The organism is Bacillus sp. FJAT-22090, from assembly GCF_007676755.1.
GTDB lineage: Bacteria > Bacillota > Bacilli > Bacillales_A > Planococcaceae > Psychrobacillus.
Genome location: NZ_VEBK01000025.1, coordinates 1 through 15,185, shown reverse-complemented (window position 1 = coordinate 15,185; position 15,185 = coordinate 1). Strand labels below are relative to the sequence as shown.

The following is a 15,185-nucleotide window of genomic DNA, read 5'->3' as shown; positions in this document are numbered from 1 at the left end:
TATATTCACCTTACTAGTTTTATTAGTTAGGGTTATAATAACATAATAATCTTAAATTGAAAGGAGAAATTACTTTGTCTATTTTTACTACTGTTTATAACCGAAGAAATACTCATTCTGTTAAATGGGATATGCTTGATAAAATTTATGCGCTGGAGGATGCTTCAGATGTACTTCCAATGTGGGTAGCTGATATGGATTTTGAAATTGCACCCGTTATTAAAGAGGCCTTACATAATCGAATGGAACATCCTATTTTTGGATATTCTGTTACACCTGACGAAGCAAAATCTGCATTCACAAATTGGAATTTAAATAGGCACCAGTTAACGATTCATAATGACTGGGTCTTACTTCGCCAAGGCGTTATTCCAGCGATGGCAGAAGCGGTAGAAGCTTTCACAGAAGTTGGAGATAAGGTGCTCATTCATACTCCTGTTTACCCGCCATTTACAAGCATCCCTCAAAACTTAGGAAGAGAAGTTGTCACCTGTTGTCTCTTAGAAGGAGAGACTAGTTATGAGATTGATTGGCAATCATTTGAATCTTGTTTACAAACCGGTGTAAAGGCATTTATCTTGTGTAATCCTCATAATCCAAGTGGAAAGGTATGGAGCAAAGAAGATTTAACGCAAATGGCAGCGCTATGTAAACAGTATAATGTACTAATTATTTCAGATGAAATTCATTCGGATCTAATTTTTAAGCCAAATAAACATATACCAATGCTTTGTGCAGCAGAGGATATCAATAATATCATTACCTTTATGGCTCCAACTAAAACGTTTAATATCGCTGGAATTCAAGCTGCTGTCACTATTGTTCCAGATGAAGAGAAACGTAAAGTACTAGAAAAGCTGTCTATGAGCCGCGGAGAAATGGGTTTAAACATCTTTGCTTTAACTGCACTTCAAGCAGCTTATGAACAAGGAGAACCTTGGTTGGAAGAATTACTAGAAGTCCTTTCTTCTAATATGAATTATGTAATTGAGCAATTATCCAAAATAGAAGGCATAAAAGTAATGAAACCGGATGGTACATATTTGTTATGGATTGACTACCGCGGGACTGGAATTTCTGAAAAAGAGATAATGGAATTATTATTAACAAAAGGGAAGCTTGCTTTAGAGCCTGGAACGAAGTACGGGGAAGCAGGTAATGGTTTCTTACGTATGAATTGTGCATGTCCATTTGAAACGATAGAAGAAGGCGTTTCACGTTTTACCAAAGCACTAAGTTAATAAGAAGTGTACAGAGAAAAAGCAGCCATCTCATTGGGATGACTGCTTTTCTAATTCTTCTTTTCTAATTTGCATAATTTTTTCTTCTAGTTCTCTTGCTTTTTCAGCGTCTTTAATAGATTTCTTCTTTAACCATCTGAAGACTAATACACAAATTACCATTAATACAAGAAACTCAAGAACTACTGGAATGTATTCCGTTTTATCTTCTGGGAAATATAAATAAAGAAATCCTGGTCGTAAAAAGGCAAACATGTTTACACTTCCTTATTTTTGTATAACTTCGATTGAATCGATTGTAATATCTTTTACTGGCTTATCTTGCGCACCAGTTTCTACTGCAGCCATTTGATCGACAACGTCCATTCCTTCAATTACTTGTCCAAAAACGGTGTGCTTATGATCTAAATCCGGTGTTCCTCCCAATTTTGCATATGCATCTGCGATCTCCTCTGGCCATCCACCTGCTTTTAACTTCTCCGCAGTTGCTCTTAACTGTGATGTTTGAACGATAAAGAACTGACTACCATTCGTATTTGGGCCTGCATTTGCCATAGATAGAGCACCTCGTAAGTTAAACAGGTTCATGGAGAACTCATCTTCGAATTCTTCTCCATAAATACTTTCTCCACCCATTCCTGTTCCTGTTGGGTCTCCACCTTGAATCATAAAGTCTTCTATAATACGGTGGAAAATAACGCCGTCATAATAACCATTTTCGGCATGGGTTAAAAAGTTTTCGACAGTTTTAGGGGCATATTCCGGGAATAGTTTAATCTTTACGTCTCCCATTGATGTATGCATAACAACTAAAGCCTCATTTGAAGCAACTTCTGAAGAAAGTTGTGGATACATGGTTTTCTCTCCTTGTTTTTGGGTATCTGTAGTTACAGCTGTTTCTTCTTTCGTGGTTCCTGCATCTTCTTTCGGTTTTTCCGTTGTAGTTTTTCCGCATGCACTTAAGATCATGGCAGTAACTATACACATTAATATAAGTATTTTTTTCACGAATTTTTCACCCCAAGTTAGTTTACCATAATGGTACTGGATTTTCAGTGACAAAGTATCTAACTTTCTTAGTGGCACGAAATGTTCTATAATAAGAAGTACGCAACAAAAAGAAAGAAGGGATTTCGATGAGCGTACAAAAAAGAAACTTTACGATCATGTGGTTTTCTAACTTTCTCGTATCAGGTACGATGACCATGATTATGCCTTTTTTATCATTATATATAAATACGATGGGTAACTTTTCAGAAGCATACGTTCAAAAATGGTCTGGTTTGGTTTTCGGCGCTACGTTTGTATCCGCTTTTTTAATGTCGCCCATATGGGGAAGAATAGCCGATAAATATGGGTACAAGCCTATTCTTATCATCAATGGTTTCGGTATAGCAATTAGTGTTTTTCTAATGGGATTTGTGCATTCCGTCGAAGCTTTTTTTGTCCTCCGTTTATTTATGGGGATTGTAACAGGATTTATCCCTACTTCGCTCGCCTTCATCAGCTCACAAACACCTAAGAATATTGCTGGTAAAACGATGGGCACTCTTCAGATGGGAAGTGTATCTGGCACACTTTTTGGACCTGTAATGGGAGGCTTTTTAGCTGATACTTTCGGTTTCCAATATACGTTTATCATTACTTCCTCCGCTGTTTCAATCGCCGCCTTGCTTGTTATTTTTGGTATCCATGAAATAAGGAAAGAGAAGAAAAAAGGCGATCATGAATACTCTAGAAAAACGGTTATTTCTAGTATTTTTCATCATCGACTCATCTTAAACGTACTAATGATTACGTCCATTATTCAAATTGGCTTATTTAGTATTCAGCCGCTCCTATCTTTATATGTTTCCCATCTAACGAATTCGACAGAGGTTGCTTTTCTTGCTGGGATTACGTTTAGTGCAACAGGAATTGGCAGTCTGCTGTTTGCTAGAGTATGGGGGAAACTTGGGGATTCCATTGGATATGAGAAAGTATTATCCGCATTGTTAATGATCGCTTTTATATTCATCATCCCTCAGGCCCTCGTCACCGATTTGTGGCAATTAATAGCCCTGCGTTTGTTATTTGGTATTGCATCAGGCGGACTAATCCCCATTACAACCGCATTAATACGAAGAGAAGCACCTATTGAAGTACAAGGGGAATTAATGGGATACAATACGAGCTTCCGCTTTTTAGGGAATATTGTTGGTCCAATGTTTGGTGGCTTTATAAGTGGATTTATTGGAATTTCTTCCGTATTTTTCGTGACAGGTAGTCTATTTCTGATCGCTTTTTTCATCATTTATTTTGCAAGAAAAAAACCAACCAAAGATTTCGAGGATGTTTTGTTAGAAGAGGAAGAACTACATGCGAAACCTTCCTAATGCGCTTCTTTTTCGTTCTCTCCAAAAAGCTTAAACCTAAGCACACTTTCCATAAGAAAGTGTGCTATTCTTTTAAGTAGATTATTGTGAAACGGAGAACAACAAATGCGCCAAGCAATAGGGTTTATTATTATATTACTTTGCTTTCCATTTCTATGGATTTTATATTCTTTTATCCACTCTGAAATATTGACTGCAGATTCCTATAAGGATGGTCTTGCGGAATCTATTGAACTATCCAGTCCACCGATATCTGCTCCGGTAGTGTTGCTCGATGAAAATGAGCAGATTTTCTCTGAAGATTATATTGAATGGCGGGACCCACTTCCCCTTGAATCGATTCCCTTATTTGCACAAGAGCTATTTATTCAAAGTGAGGATGTAGAATTTTATAATCATATTGGTTTTAACTTCAGTGCAATCTTCCGTGCGGTTTTCGCAAACGCCATCGCAAATGCAAAAGATCAAGGAGCAAGTACAATCACACAGCAGCTCGTCAGACTACGTTATTTATCTACAGAAAAAACGTATGAGCGAAAAGTAACCGAACTTCTTTATGCATATGAAATGGAGAAACAATCAACAAAAGAAGAAATATTTTCGAATTATTTAAATGAAATATACTTTGGTAACCAAGTATATGGTCTCGGGTCTGCCGCAACTTATTATTATGGTCGGCCATTGGATCAGTTAACAGACGCCGAGTTAGCATTTATCAGCGCTATTCCCAACAACCCTAGTATTTATGATCCTTTAAAGCATTTTGACTCTACCAAAAAGCGCCAAGAGTTGTTAATCGATATATTAGTCAAAAACGGGAAAATCACTGCAGATTATGGAAATACATTAAAATCAGCGCCTATTGTCCTTTCGACAAAAACGAAAACGCAATTATATCCGGCCTATAGTACGTATGTATTGGATGAATTAAAAAATCTCATAGCATATAAAGAAGGCTATATCGAGAAAATAAATTCAGCTCAAAATGAACAACAAAAGCTCTTACTGGAACACCAGCTACAAGCACGTGTAAATGAAATAAGTGCAAAAGGAATAAAGATCTATACAGCCCTAAACGCAGAGAAGCAGCGAAAAGATGATACATATATTGATCACCTATTAACGAAAACGAACAATCTACAAGCTGCAGCCGTGGTTATCAATAATGAAACAAGAGAAATTATAAGTTTGTATGGTGGAAAAAACTATAAGAAATTTGACTTTCACCGGGCATACCAAGCAATACGTCAGCCAGGCTCTTCTTTTAAACCGTTGCTTGTATATGCACCATTATTCGAAACAACGACATTTACTCCAAACAATTCGGTGAATGCAGGGAAATACTGTATTGGTACTTACTGCCCTCAAAATTATGGCGGAGCGATTTACGGGAACGTCACGATTAAACAAGCATTTCGTTTCAGCCATAACACGCCAGCAGTTCGCTTATTGAAAACGACTGGCATAGAAACTGCATTTGATAAATTAAAACCGTTCCAATTTAATCATCTGGTTAAAGAAGATCACACATATGCCGCCGCTTTAGGAGGGCTTACGAAAGGAGTAACTCCTCTTGAAATGGCGGATGCGTATACAAGTTTCATTAATGGGATGTATAAACCTGCCCACACCATTCGTAAAGTGGTCGATGGCAAAGGGGAGATTTTATATGAATGGGATGAAGAAAAACAAGAAGTTTGGTCTCCTAAAACGGTGCAAACAATGAGGAATTTGCTAAATGACGTTGTAACAAATGGTACTGGTAGAGGGATATCCATTCAATCGTCTTATGTAGGCGCTAAAACCGGTACAACAAATAATTACGTCGACTATTGGATTGCGGGACTGACGGATACGTATACATCTACCGTTTGGATTGGATATGACATACCTAAAAATATGAAATCCATTGAATCAAAAAAAATACATCACTCTATTTTTAATCAAATAATGAAGTGATAGACAAGTCTTTTATGTGCAAAACCTGTATCTATCGTTTTCGAAGTGCTTTGGAAGGACTTATGCTATAAGATAACCGATTTTTTTAAGAGCTGTTGATCATGACTTACTTCATGATCAACAGCTCTTTTCTCGGTAATCCTATGGCGGTTGTCTGTCCGTCGCCCTTCTACAACTTCAGGAATAGGTTTCGTACATGTTTGGGTAAGGAAGGAAAGAAAAGATACTTCCTTATGTATAGATTAAGCTCTCGAAAATACAATTTCGTTCGCAACCCACCTTCTTATTAGTAATCACTTACTATTCGCTATTATTCCACTATGAATACAACAGGGATTACCAAATTGGTATTTATCCAAACACCGCTAAATCTAATCCTCAGCATACGGTAAGCTAATCTCTAATTTTCGTTCTGTGAAACACCACATATATGATTGATTGTAGTGAAAGGCGGCGACTCCTGCGGGATCAGTGAGACAGATGAAACATCTCAAGCGTACCCGCAGGGGCGGTGATGGTTCATCGCTCACCCCGCGGAAAGCGTCCGCCTAGAACGGAAATCAACCCTGTGATAGAATTGATCTTTTTCACAAAATAGCTAAAGATTCTTTTCTTTCCTATAAAAACGGCAAACTTGCGATGATTCCGTTATAAAGTTTAATAATCGCATACAGTATCAACGCCAAAAACAAACTCCATATTATTATTTCAAACATGATCAATCCAACTGTTCCCAATAAACTCATCGAGCTGCTTAACTTAAATACGACATATATAAAATAAAAGAATGCGGTTGCCAAAAAGATGGCCAGCAATAAGTGAATGGATTGTGAACCTACCGCAGAAACGGCTGCTCCTACGAAAAAGATGACATACCCGCCTCTTGCTTGCGAAATTGTCTTTCCTTCTAAATCTTTCGAAAAAAATAACATTCCTAATTCATGAATCGTTTCAGCTATTAGTTTTAATGCGGAAAACAGCATAAAAAACACAAGGACTAAAATAACGAGTAAAAATAATTTCAATTCTAAATCGGAGAGAAACTCCCTCATTCCACTATATACGCCAATCACTTTAAAAAGAGCGATTGCCTTGTTCATCGTATAAACAGAAAAAGTTAAGCTAAATAATAAAATAGTAATTAACGGTAAAAATCCAAACACATATGGGTTTTTCATAACTAACCTCTTATTCTATGAAGTATTCATTTGTATCATATCGAAGTAAAGGTCTGTTCTGCAAGTAGTGTTAGTTATTTCATCATGCAATTACTATACATTTGCGTTATAATTTTAGAGATGCATTAAAATACATACGTTTGAAAGGAGGATTCCATTGTCTTTCGTTTTTGCAATATTCGTACCCATTATTGCTGCTTTGTTGATCCCTTTCTTATATAAGAAAGTTTCTGGCATCCATACGGGGTGGTTTGTTTTACTTGTCCCTGTTGCGCTTGTGATTTTCTATGGGACATACGTACCAACTGTAATGGAAGGATCGACTTATTCAGACAAGCTCTCTTGGATTCCCTCATTAGGAATATCATTTATCTCCTATATGGACGGATTAAGTTTACTTTTTTCGTTATTGATCACAGGTATTGGGGCACTTGTAGTTCTCTATTCTATTTTTTATTTGGATAAGAAAAAAGAGAAATTAGGAAATTTCTATGTGTACCTGTTGTTGTTCATGAGTGCAATGCTTGGGGTTGTACAATCGGATCATTTAATCAGCTTGTATTTCTTTTGGGAATTGACTTCAATTTCGTCATTTCTTCTCATTGGTTATTGGTATACGAGAGATCGCTCTCGTTTAGGAGCTTTAAAGTCAATGATGATCACCGTATTCGGTGGAATGATGATGCTTGGTGGATTTGTTATCCTTGGAATTATGGGAGACACCTATTCTATCCGTGAATTGATCGCACAAGCCCCTACCCTTGCAGGACATGATCTGTTTGTATTGGCGCTAGTCCTTGTATTAATAGGAGCATTTACAAAATCTGCACAGTTTCCATTTTATATTTGGCTACCAGATGCAATGGAAGCTCCCACACCAGTTAGTGCCTATTTACACTCCGCTACAATGGTAAAAGCAGGATTATATTTAGTGGCACGATTTACCCCAATTTTTGCCCTGTCTGAGGTTTGGATTTGGCTCGTAACAGGCATTGGGATACTTACATTGTTGTGGGGATCGTTTTTCGCTGTAAAACAGACGGACTTGAAAGCGATATTAGCGTTTTCCACAGTTAGTCAGCTTGGATTGATCATGTCTTTACTCGGTATTGGTTCCATCGCTTATCATGTAACGGATGATTTAGTCGCTACCTTTACTGTTGCCACATTTGCTGCCATTTTCCATTTACTAAATCATGCGACCTTTAAAGGTAGTTTGTTCATGATTGCTGGAATTGTTGATCATGAAACCGGTACGCGTGATATTCGTAAATTAGGTGGATTAATGAGTTTCATGCCTATTAGTTTCACGATTGCATTGATAGGTGGCTTATCAATGGCTGGTGTACCTCCATTCAATGGATTCTTAAGTAAGGAAATGTTTTTAGAAGCAGTTTTACATGTACAGCAGTTTGATCTTTATGCGTTTGACTCTTGGTGGATTTTGTTTCCGATTGTAGCTTGGGTTGCAAGTGTATTCACCTTTGTATATAGCTTGTATTTCGTTTTCCATACGTTCCGTGGCGAACACAAACCGGAACAATTGCCAAAAGCTGCTCACGAGGCGCCAATCGGCATGCTTATGTCGCCTGCTATATTAGCTTCCCTTGTGATAATTATTTTCTTTATTCCTAACTTTTTTGGTAAAACAATTATAAAGCCTGCTGTAGCGGCTATCCAGCCCTTAATATACAAGACTCCAGCAGATGTAGGGTTTACGATTAAAGCATGGCATGGTTTACACTCACCAGCTTTGTATATGACACTAGGCGTGTTTTTAGTAGGGTATTTATTGTATAAAACGATTCACAAATGGTCTCCAGTTTACGAAAAGTTTCCATCTAAATTCACATTAAATAATATGTATGATGGTTTGATGCGTTTAGCAGATGGCGGAGCGAATCGTTTTTCATCCATCTATATGACCGGCTCCATTCGTTCTTACTTTGTGTACATGTTTGCTGCAATCATCGTATTGCTTGGTGGTACGATGTGGATAAAAGATGCCTTTGCTATTAGTTATGATAACTTGGCGCCTATTCGCTTCTTTGAGATTCTTATTTCTATTATTTTAATCGTTGGAACGATTACTATTTTAGTGACAAAATCGAGGCTTACTGCGATTATCGCGCTTGGAGCGGTTGGTTATACAGTCGCGCTGTTTTATATCATTTTCAAAGCACCCGATCTTGCTTTAACACAATTAGTTATTGAAACAGTATCAGTAGCATTATTTTTAGGGGCATTTTACCATTTACCAAAACTAAATAAACATGAAAAAGGAAAAGAAGATCGTGGATTCCGTTTAGGCAATTTCCTAATTGCCCTTGGAGTAGGGGTAATGGTCACATTAATCGCCATTTCATCTCACTCGCAGAAGCTTATCCCTTCTATTTCACAGTATTACAAAGATACTGTATACACGGAAGCTGGCGGCGGAAATATCGTCAACGTAATTTTAGTAGATTATCGTGGATTTGATACATTATTTGAAATTAGTGTGTTAACAATCGCTTCACTTGGGATTATTGGTATGATTACGCTTCGACTGGTGAAAAAGAAAGGAGATAGAAAGATTGAAAACAAATGATTTAATTATTCAAACGACGACGAAAGTAGTCTTTTTCATCATTTTTCTATTCTCCATCCATATCTTTTTTGCAGGTCACTATACGCCCGGTGGAGGGTTTGTTGGCGGGTTATTAATGTCTAGTGCGATTGTTTTACTGCTATTAGCATTTGATTTGAAAACAGTGAAAGAAATGCTGCCAGTTAACTATACAGTAGTGACAGCCATCGGTTTACTAATCTCTCTTGCAACAGCTGCTGGTTCTATTTTCTTTAATGTCCCGTTTTTTACACATGTGTATGATTATTTTACGCTTCCTTTACTTGGGAAAACTTCTATTCATACTGCGATGTTTTTTGATACGGGTGTTTACTTAGTAGTTGTTGGTGTGACGATGACTATTATTCAAATGATAGGAGGAGATGAATAATGGAGATTCTCATGTCCATTTTAATCGGCTTTCTATTCATGGCAGCCATTTATTTAATACTTTCTAGAAGCTTGCTTCGAATAATTATCGGAACCGGCTTACTAAGTCACGGCACACATTTATTGCTTCTAACAATGGGTGGGCTAGGAGGTAAAGCCGCGCCGGTTTTAACGGAAGGCGTCACAGATTATGTTGATCCCCTACCGCAAGCTTTAATCTTAACAGCAATTGTTATTAGCTTTGGTGTTACCGCTTTTTCTTTAGTATTGGCTTATCGCGCATACAAAGAACTTGGAACAGACAATATGGATTTGATGAAAGGAACTGAAGACAATGATTAACTTATTATTATTCCCAGTCCTCATCCCTTTCCTATTTGCAGCCATATTATTATTTTTCCCGAAAAAAGTAAAAGCACAGAGAACTATCACGATGATCGGATTAGTTATCGCACTTGTGTCTGCGGTTGTATTACTTGCAAAAGTGAAATCGGATGGCGTTCAAACCCTTACATTAGGTAGCTGGGCACCTCCATTTGGAATTACGATGGTATCGGACATGATTTCAGCGTTACTCGTTACCTCCTCCCTTCTCATTGCGTTGTTTGTCGTATGGTATAGTTTTACTTCAATTGGAGAAGAACGAGAAAAGTCATTTTATTATCCAGCTATTCTATTTATGCTGACTGGTGTGAATGGTGCGTTTACAACTGGTGATATATTCAATATGTTCGTATTCTTTGAAGTGTTATTAATGTCCTCTTATGTACTGATAGTTCTTGGAGGAGAAAAAGTACAATTAAAAGAATCAATTAAGTACATACTTGTAAATATTGTTTCTTCGTCTTTGTTTGTAATAACTGTTGGTTACTTATATTCAGTTGTAGGGACACTTAATATGGCGGATATTTCCGTCAAGCTTGCGGAAATAGGTCAGGCGGGAATTGTCACGGTGATCGCGGTGTTATTTTTAATCGTTTTTGGGATCAAAGGCGCGATTTTCCCACTATTCTTTTGGTTACCTGGATCTTATGCCGCACCCCCAGTTCCTGTTCTAACACTATTTGGAGCATTATTAACAAAAGTTGGCGTCTACGCGATCATGCGGACGTACACATTGTTTTTTACAACCGATATCGGCTTTACACATGAGCTTTTAATGATTGTATCTATCTTAACGATCATCGCTGGATGCATCGGAGCGCTTGCATACTTTGATTTAAAGAAGATTATTATTTATAATATCGTAATTGCAGTTGGGGTAATTCTATTTGGAGCATCTGTGATGAACGAGAGTGCGATGATGGGCTCGGTATTTTATTTGATACACGATATTTTGATAAAAGGTGCTTTGTTTTTGTTGATCGGGATTATTATTCATATCACTGGTACGAGCGATTTACGAAAAATGGGTGGACTTATCAAACGGTATCCGATGCTTGGTTGGAGCTATTTAATCGCGGCTTTTGGACTTGCAGGTATCCCTCCATTAAGTGGTTTTATCGGTAAGCTTCTAATTGTACAAGGCGGATTCGAAGGAGAACATTTATGGCAAAGTATTTTCATCCTTGCATCTAGCTTAGTCGTTTTGCTGTCTGCGATTCGCATATTTATCTATGCATTTTGGGGTGAAGAAAAAGGCGTACAAGATATTCCTACAAAGACATATCGCCGTCTACTAGCACCAACCATCACATTAGTCGCACTTACTGTTTTATACGGAGTCGGATCTGAATACTTAGTACCATTTATGGCAGATGCAACTGCTGTTTTACTTGATCCTTCTGTTTATACAGATGCTGTATTTGGAGGGGTGAAATAATGGCTTTTCAAATATTATTGAATGTAGTAATTGCGGTAACATGGATGTTTTTAGCGGTGTCCTTTAAACCGACTACTTTTATCGTAGGCTATCTATTAGGTTTGGTCATGATTTGGATGCTTCGTAAATCCTTTTCCTCACGATTTTATATGGACCGGGTTTGGGCTTTCATAAAGTTAACTATCTTATTTTTGAAAGAGCTTACCTTATCGAATATTTCCGTGTTACTGTTGATCATTAAACCAAAGATGCCTATACGTCCTGCGATATTCGCAATGCCTACCGTCCTTGAAAAGGATTGGGAAATTACTTTATTATCTAGCCTAATAACGTTAACTCCAGGTACGATCGTAATCGACATCTCAGATGACAATAAAACGCTTTATATTCACTCGATTGATTTTGATAACGCAGATGACGCCATCAATTCGATACGTGATACCTTTGAAAAGGCAATACTGGAGGTGAGCAGGTCATGACAGCATTTTTATGGGTAATCGTCGTGTTGATAAGCATCTCACTTCTTGGCTTTGTTTACCGTTTAGTAAAGGGTCCTTCTACTCCTGATCGAGTAATTGCGTTAGATGCCATAGGGGTTGGAATAATTTCCTTAATCGGCTTAATTTCTATTTTGTTTGACACCGGTTTTTTCTTAGAGGTTATTTTACTTTTAGCGATTCTATCCTTTATTGGAACAGTTGCTTTTTCTAAATTCACGGAGAAGGGAGAAATCATTCAACGTGACCGTAATAGCTAATATACTAATTATCGCTACTATATCTTTTGGAACTATCTTTGTATTAGTGACCGCTCTCGGTTTAATACGTCTGCCAGATGCTTATTCGAGAGCACACGCAGCTTCTAAAAGTGCTACACTCGGAGTAATGAGTATTCTACTCGGTGTCTTTTTTCACTTTTGGTTAAACGAAGGATATTTTAACTCTCGTATTTTATTGGGTATCGTTTTCCTTTTTGTTACTGGCCCTGTCGGGGGACATATGATGGGAAGAGCTGCCTATCTGTCTGGCGTGAAGTTGTGGGATAAATCGGTTCGAGACGATTTAGCGGAAGTAGTGAAGAAAAAAAGAGAGATGAATAAATAAGAAAGCTTTTGCAACCGCAGAAATTTGCGTGTTGCAAAAGCTTTTGTTTTGTTAATTAATAATAACCACCATAATAGGGTTGATAAGGGTAATAGTTCGGATATGGATAAGGAGGGTATGGATAATAAGGCTGTCTATAACCACCGAAACCGTAACCTAACGAAGAACCTAAAAGACCTCCAAAAAAGCTTCCTATTAATGGGCCTCCAAAACCTCCAAATCCAAAGCCGGGACCTCTAAAGCCGCCACCATAACCACCTCGATGAAATCTTACCATGCTGTTCCTCCTTTCCCCACAGTGTATGCGGCTCTGGAGTAGTAGGCTGTGCGTTTTCCCTATTCTTCGTCTGCCATTCTTTCAATTAACGTTGCAAGCGTACGAACCATAACACCAGTACCACCTTTTGGTCCAAAGTCATATGCTGCTTTTGTATCAGATGTTCCTGCAATATCTAGATGAATCCATGGTGTATTATCCACGAATTCTCCAACGAACCCACCACCGAAAATCATATGGCCATCTCCACCTGGAGAGTTGTTTAAATCCGCTACATCGCTTTTTCGAATACGTTTTTTATCATTTTCTGTTAAAGGCAATCTCCAAGTGAATTCACCTGTTTCAAGTGATGCTTCCATAAACGTTTCAAAGAATGCTTCATCATTTGTGAGTGCACCTGTTTTATCATATCCTAATGCCGTAATAACTCCGCCAGTCAAAGTTGCAACATCCACGATATAGTTGGCACCTTGCTGTTTAGCGTACGTTACAGCGTCTGCAAGAACTAGACGCCCTTCTGCATCCGTATTTAAAATTTCTATCGTTTTTCCGCTCATAGACGTAATAACATCATCTGGTTTAAATGCATTTCCTGATATCATATTATCCGTGGAAGCGATAACTGCAATGACGTTTTTGTTTGGACGAAGCTCTCCAATGATCTGCATAGCACCTAACACCGCAGCAGCTCCTCCCATATCCCCTTTCATGCCGACAATACCCGTTTTTGTTTTAATCGAGTAACCACCAGTATCAAAAGTAATACCTTTACCTACAAGAGCAACTACATCTTCCCAATTTTCTGTAGCCTGATATTTTAACACAATCATTCGCGGTTCTTCTACGGACCCTTGGTTTACGGCAAGTAACGCACCCATTCCAAGTTCCTCAATTTCTTGTTTCCCTAAAATTTCAACGTCAAAATCATATGTATTACCAAGTTCTCTTGCATACTCTCCTAATTGCGTGGATGTTAATACATTTCCTGGAGTGTTCACTAAGATTCTCGCCTCGTTAACAGCATCCGCATAAATCGTTCCTACTTCAAAATAAGAAACGACTTCGTCACTATCCGCATCCGTTAAAAGCTCGATAGCCGGTAAGTAGTAGTCTGCGGCATTTGAAGAAGTTTTATATCCCTCATATACAAAAGATCCCATTCCAAGCCCTTCAGCAGCCAGATAAGCCACATCCACATCGGAAATGGACTCTGTGCTAAAAGACGGGATCCAAATCGCTAAGGACTCTGGTTTGCTAGATAGAAGTTCTTTTCCAACCAATCCAAAAGTTTCACGTATATTGTCCTGAGTAAGCTGTTTGCGATCACCTATTCCAACAAAAAGAATTCGCTTCACCGCTTCTTTGTTAGCAACGGGTACTTTCACAATCTTTTTAAGCTCTGACGAAATATCCCCACTTTTTACCCACTCTGTAATATGCTCGCCGAAACTGCTTAATAATGCTTCCCATTTGTTTGTATTCTCCGCATGCTTAGATACAGCGACTACAAGTGTTTCGGATTGAATCTCATCGAACGCTACTTCATTAGTACTAATAATCATTATTTTTCCTCCTATTAATTCGACTACAATATTATTATATAGGAAGAAGTTTTATTTTTCGAATAGTACGAATGTGTTATACTATTCTTACTAAAGAAAGGCGGTGTCTACTTTGGCAATCCTCCAAAACACACCATTAATGGCTGCACTTTTTTCTATATTCTTTGCTCAATTCGTAAAAATTCCCATTCATTTTCTCGTAACAAAGAAACTAGATTGGAAATTATTCACTTCTACTGGTGGAATGCCTAGTTCTCACTCGGCTGCTGTAACGTCTCTTTGTACAGCAATTGCATTTGAAACAGGAGTTGGTTCTCCACTTTTTGCAGTGGCAACCGTATTTGCTGTGATTGTTATGTTTGATGCTACTGGTGTCCGTTTCCAAGCAGGACAGCAAGCGATTATTATCAATCAAATGCGTGTCGACTTTCAAACGTTTGTAGAACAAACTAAAGGATGGGCACATAAAAAAAATGAGGAAAAGATAGAAGAATTAAAGACATTGCTTGGGCATAAACCAATCGAAGTATTTATGGGTGCATTGACCGGGATCATTATTTCTATCATCATTTATACGACGATAATATAAAAAAGGATGACTCGCCAATAAAGTGTACCCTTTGTAAAGGACATTTTGAAAAAGGTTAGGCAACTTGTTGAAGCTGCTGTC

At 37.9% G+C, this 15,185-nt stretch carries 16 protein-coding genes; 11 read left to right on the top strand and 5 right to left on the bottom strand.

The window, feature by feature from the left end; translation table 11 throughout:
• Nucleotides 1–74: 74 nt before the first annotated feature.
• Nucleotides 75–1,241: a MalY/PatB family protein gene (locus FS486_RS19215; protein ID WP_144513944.1), complete on the top strand. Its 1,167-nt coding sequence runs from the start codon at nt 75–77 to the stop codon at nt 1,239–1,241.
• Nucleotides 1,242–1,271: 30 nt separating this feature from the next.
• Here the strand turns inward: FS486_RS19215 and FS486_RS19210 are convergent, their stop codons facing one another.
• Both FS486_RS19210 and FS486_RS19205 read right to left on the bottom strand, forming a co-directional pair.
• The gene (locus FS486_RS19210) at nt 1,272–1,496 is read right to left on the bottom strand and encodes a hypothetical protein (protein ID WP_144513943.1); all 225 of its coding nucleotides are present in this window, start codon (nt 1,494–1,496) and stop codon (nt 1,272–1,274) included.
• A gap of 12 nt (nt 1,497–1,508) precedes the next feature.
• Complete coding sequence (locus FS486_RS19205) at nt 1,509–2,228, bottom strand: peptidylprolyl isomerase (protein WP_144513958.1); 720 nt, start codon at nt 2,226–2,228, stop codon at nt 1,509–1,511.
• A gap of 149 nt (nt 2,229–2,377) precedes the next feature.
• Here FS486_RS19205 and FS486_RS19200 point away from each other — a divergent pair, with 149 nt between their 5' ends.
• On the top strand, nt 2,378–3,616 hold the full coding sequence (locus FS486_RS19200) for an MFS transporter (RefSeq protein ID WP_144513942.1): 1,239 nt from the start codon (nt 2,378–2,380) through the stop codon (nt 3,614–3,616).
• A gap of 105 nt (nt 3,617–3,721) precedes the next feature.
• Complete coding sequence (locus FS486_RS19195) at nt 3,722–5,575, top strand: transglycosylase domain-containing protein (RefSeq protein WP_144513941.1); 1,854 nt, start codon at nt 3,722–3,724, stop codon at nt 5,573–5,575.
• Between the two features lie 617 nt (nt 5,576–6,192).
• On the opposite strand, the gene FS486_RS19190 is transcribed toward FS486_RS19195, so the two are convergent.
• Nucleotides 6,193–6,753 carry a DUF5366 family protein gene (locus FS486_RS19190; RefSeq protein ID WP_144513940.1) on the bottom strand — a complete coding sequence of 187 codons (561 nt, stop codon included), beginning with the start codon at nt 6,751–6,753 and terminating at the stop codon, nt 6,193–6,195.
• Nucleotides 6,754–6,910: 157 nt separating this feature from the next.
• Here FS486_RS19190 and FS486_RS19185 point away from each other — a divergent pair, with 157 nt between their 5' ends.
• The 7 genes from FS486_RS19185 to mnhG are packed head-to-tail and all read left to right on the top strand — an operon-like array spanning nt 6,911 to nt 12,676.
• Complete coding sequence (locus FS486_RS19185; protein WP_144513939.1) at nt 6,911–9,343, top strand: Na+/H+ antiporter subunit A; 2,433 nt, start codon at nt 6,911–6,913, stop codon at nt 9,341–9,343.
• Nucleotides 9,330–9,752 (top strand): Na(+)/H(+) antiporter subunit B, encoded by a 423-nt coding sequence (locus FS486_RS19180; protein ID WP_144513938.1) that lies wholly within the window; start codon nt 9,330–9,332, stop codon nt 9,750–9,752. Before FS486_RS19185 ends, FS486_RS19180 begins: the two co-directional genes overlap by 14 nt.
• The gene (locus FS486_RS19175; RefSeq protein ID WP_144513937.1) at nt 9,752–10,093 is read left to right on the top strand and encodes a Na(+)/H(+) antiporter subunit C; all 342 of its coding nucleotides are present in this window, start codon (nt 9,752–9,754) and stop codon (nt 10,091–10,093) included. Before FS486_RS19180 ends, FS486_RS19175 begins: the two co-directional genes overlap by 1 nt.
• Before the next feature lie 22 nt (nt 10,094–10,115).
• Nucleotides 10,116–11,573 carry a Na+/H+ antiporter subunit D gene (locus tag FS486_RS19170; RefSeq protein WP_395940895.1) on the top strand — a complete coding sequence of 486 codons (1,458 nt, stop codon included), beginning with the start codon at nt 10,116–10,118 and terminating at the stop codon, nt 11,571–11,573.
• The gene (locus FS486_RS19165; protein ID WP_144513935.1) at nt 11,573–12,052 is read left to right on the top strand and encodes a Na+/H+ antiporter subunit E; all 480 of its coding nucleotides are present in this window, start codon (nt 11,573–11,575) and stop codon (nt 12,050–12,052) included. The genes FS486_RS19170 and FS486_RS19165 overlap by 1 nt, the downstream gene beginning before the upstream one ends.
• Nucleotides 12,049–12,330 (top strand): Na(+)/H(+) antiporter subunit F1, encoded by a 282-nt coding sequence (locus tag FS486_RS19160; protein WP_144513934.1) that lies wholly within the window; start codon nt 12,049–12,051, stop codon nt 12,328–12,330. The genes FS486_RS19165 and FS486_RS19160 overlap by 4 nt, the downstream gene beginning before the upstream one ends.
• Nucleotides 12,314–12,676 (top strand): monovalent cation/H(+) antiporter subunit G, encoded by a 363-nt coding sequence (gene mnhG / locus FS486_RS19155; protein ID WP_144513933.1) that lies wholly within the window; start codon nt 12,314–12,316, stop codon nt 12,674–12,676. Before FS486_RS19160 ends, mnhG begins: the two co-directional genes overlap by 17 nt.
• Nucleotides 12,677–12,731: 55 nt before the next feature.
• Here the strand turns inward: mnhG and FS486_RS19150 are convergent, their stop codons facing one another.
• Nucleotides 12,732–12,953: a hypothetical protein gene (locus FS486_RS19150; protein WP_144513932.1), complete on the bottom strand. Its 222-nt coding sequence runs from the start codon at nt 12,951–12,953 to the stop codon at nt 12,732–12,734.
• 59 nt (nt 12,954–13,012) lie between these two features.
• Complete coding sequence (locus FS486_RS19145) at nt 13,013–14,515, bottom strand: leucyl aminopeptidase (protein WP_144513931.1); 1,503 nt, start codon at nt 14,513–14,515, stop codon at nt 13,013–13,015.
• A gap of 112 nt (nt 14,516–14,627) precedes the next feature.
• Here FS486_RS19145 and FS486_RS19140 point away from each other — a divergent pair, with 112 nt between their 5' ends.
• Entirely contained in the window at nt 14,628–15,104 is a 477-nt protein-coding gene (locus FS486_RS19140; protein ID WP_144513930.1) for a divergent PAP2 family protein, read from the top strand.
• The last annotated feature ends 81 nt before the right edge of the window (nt 15,105–15,185 follow it).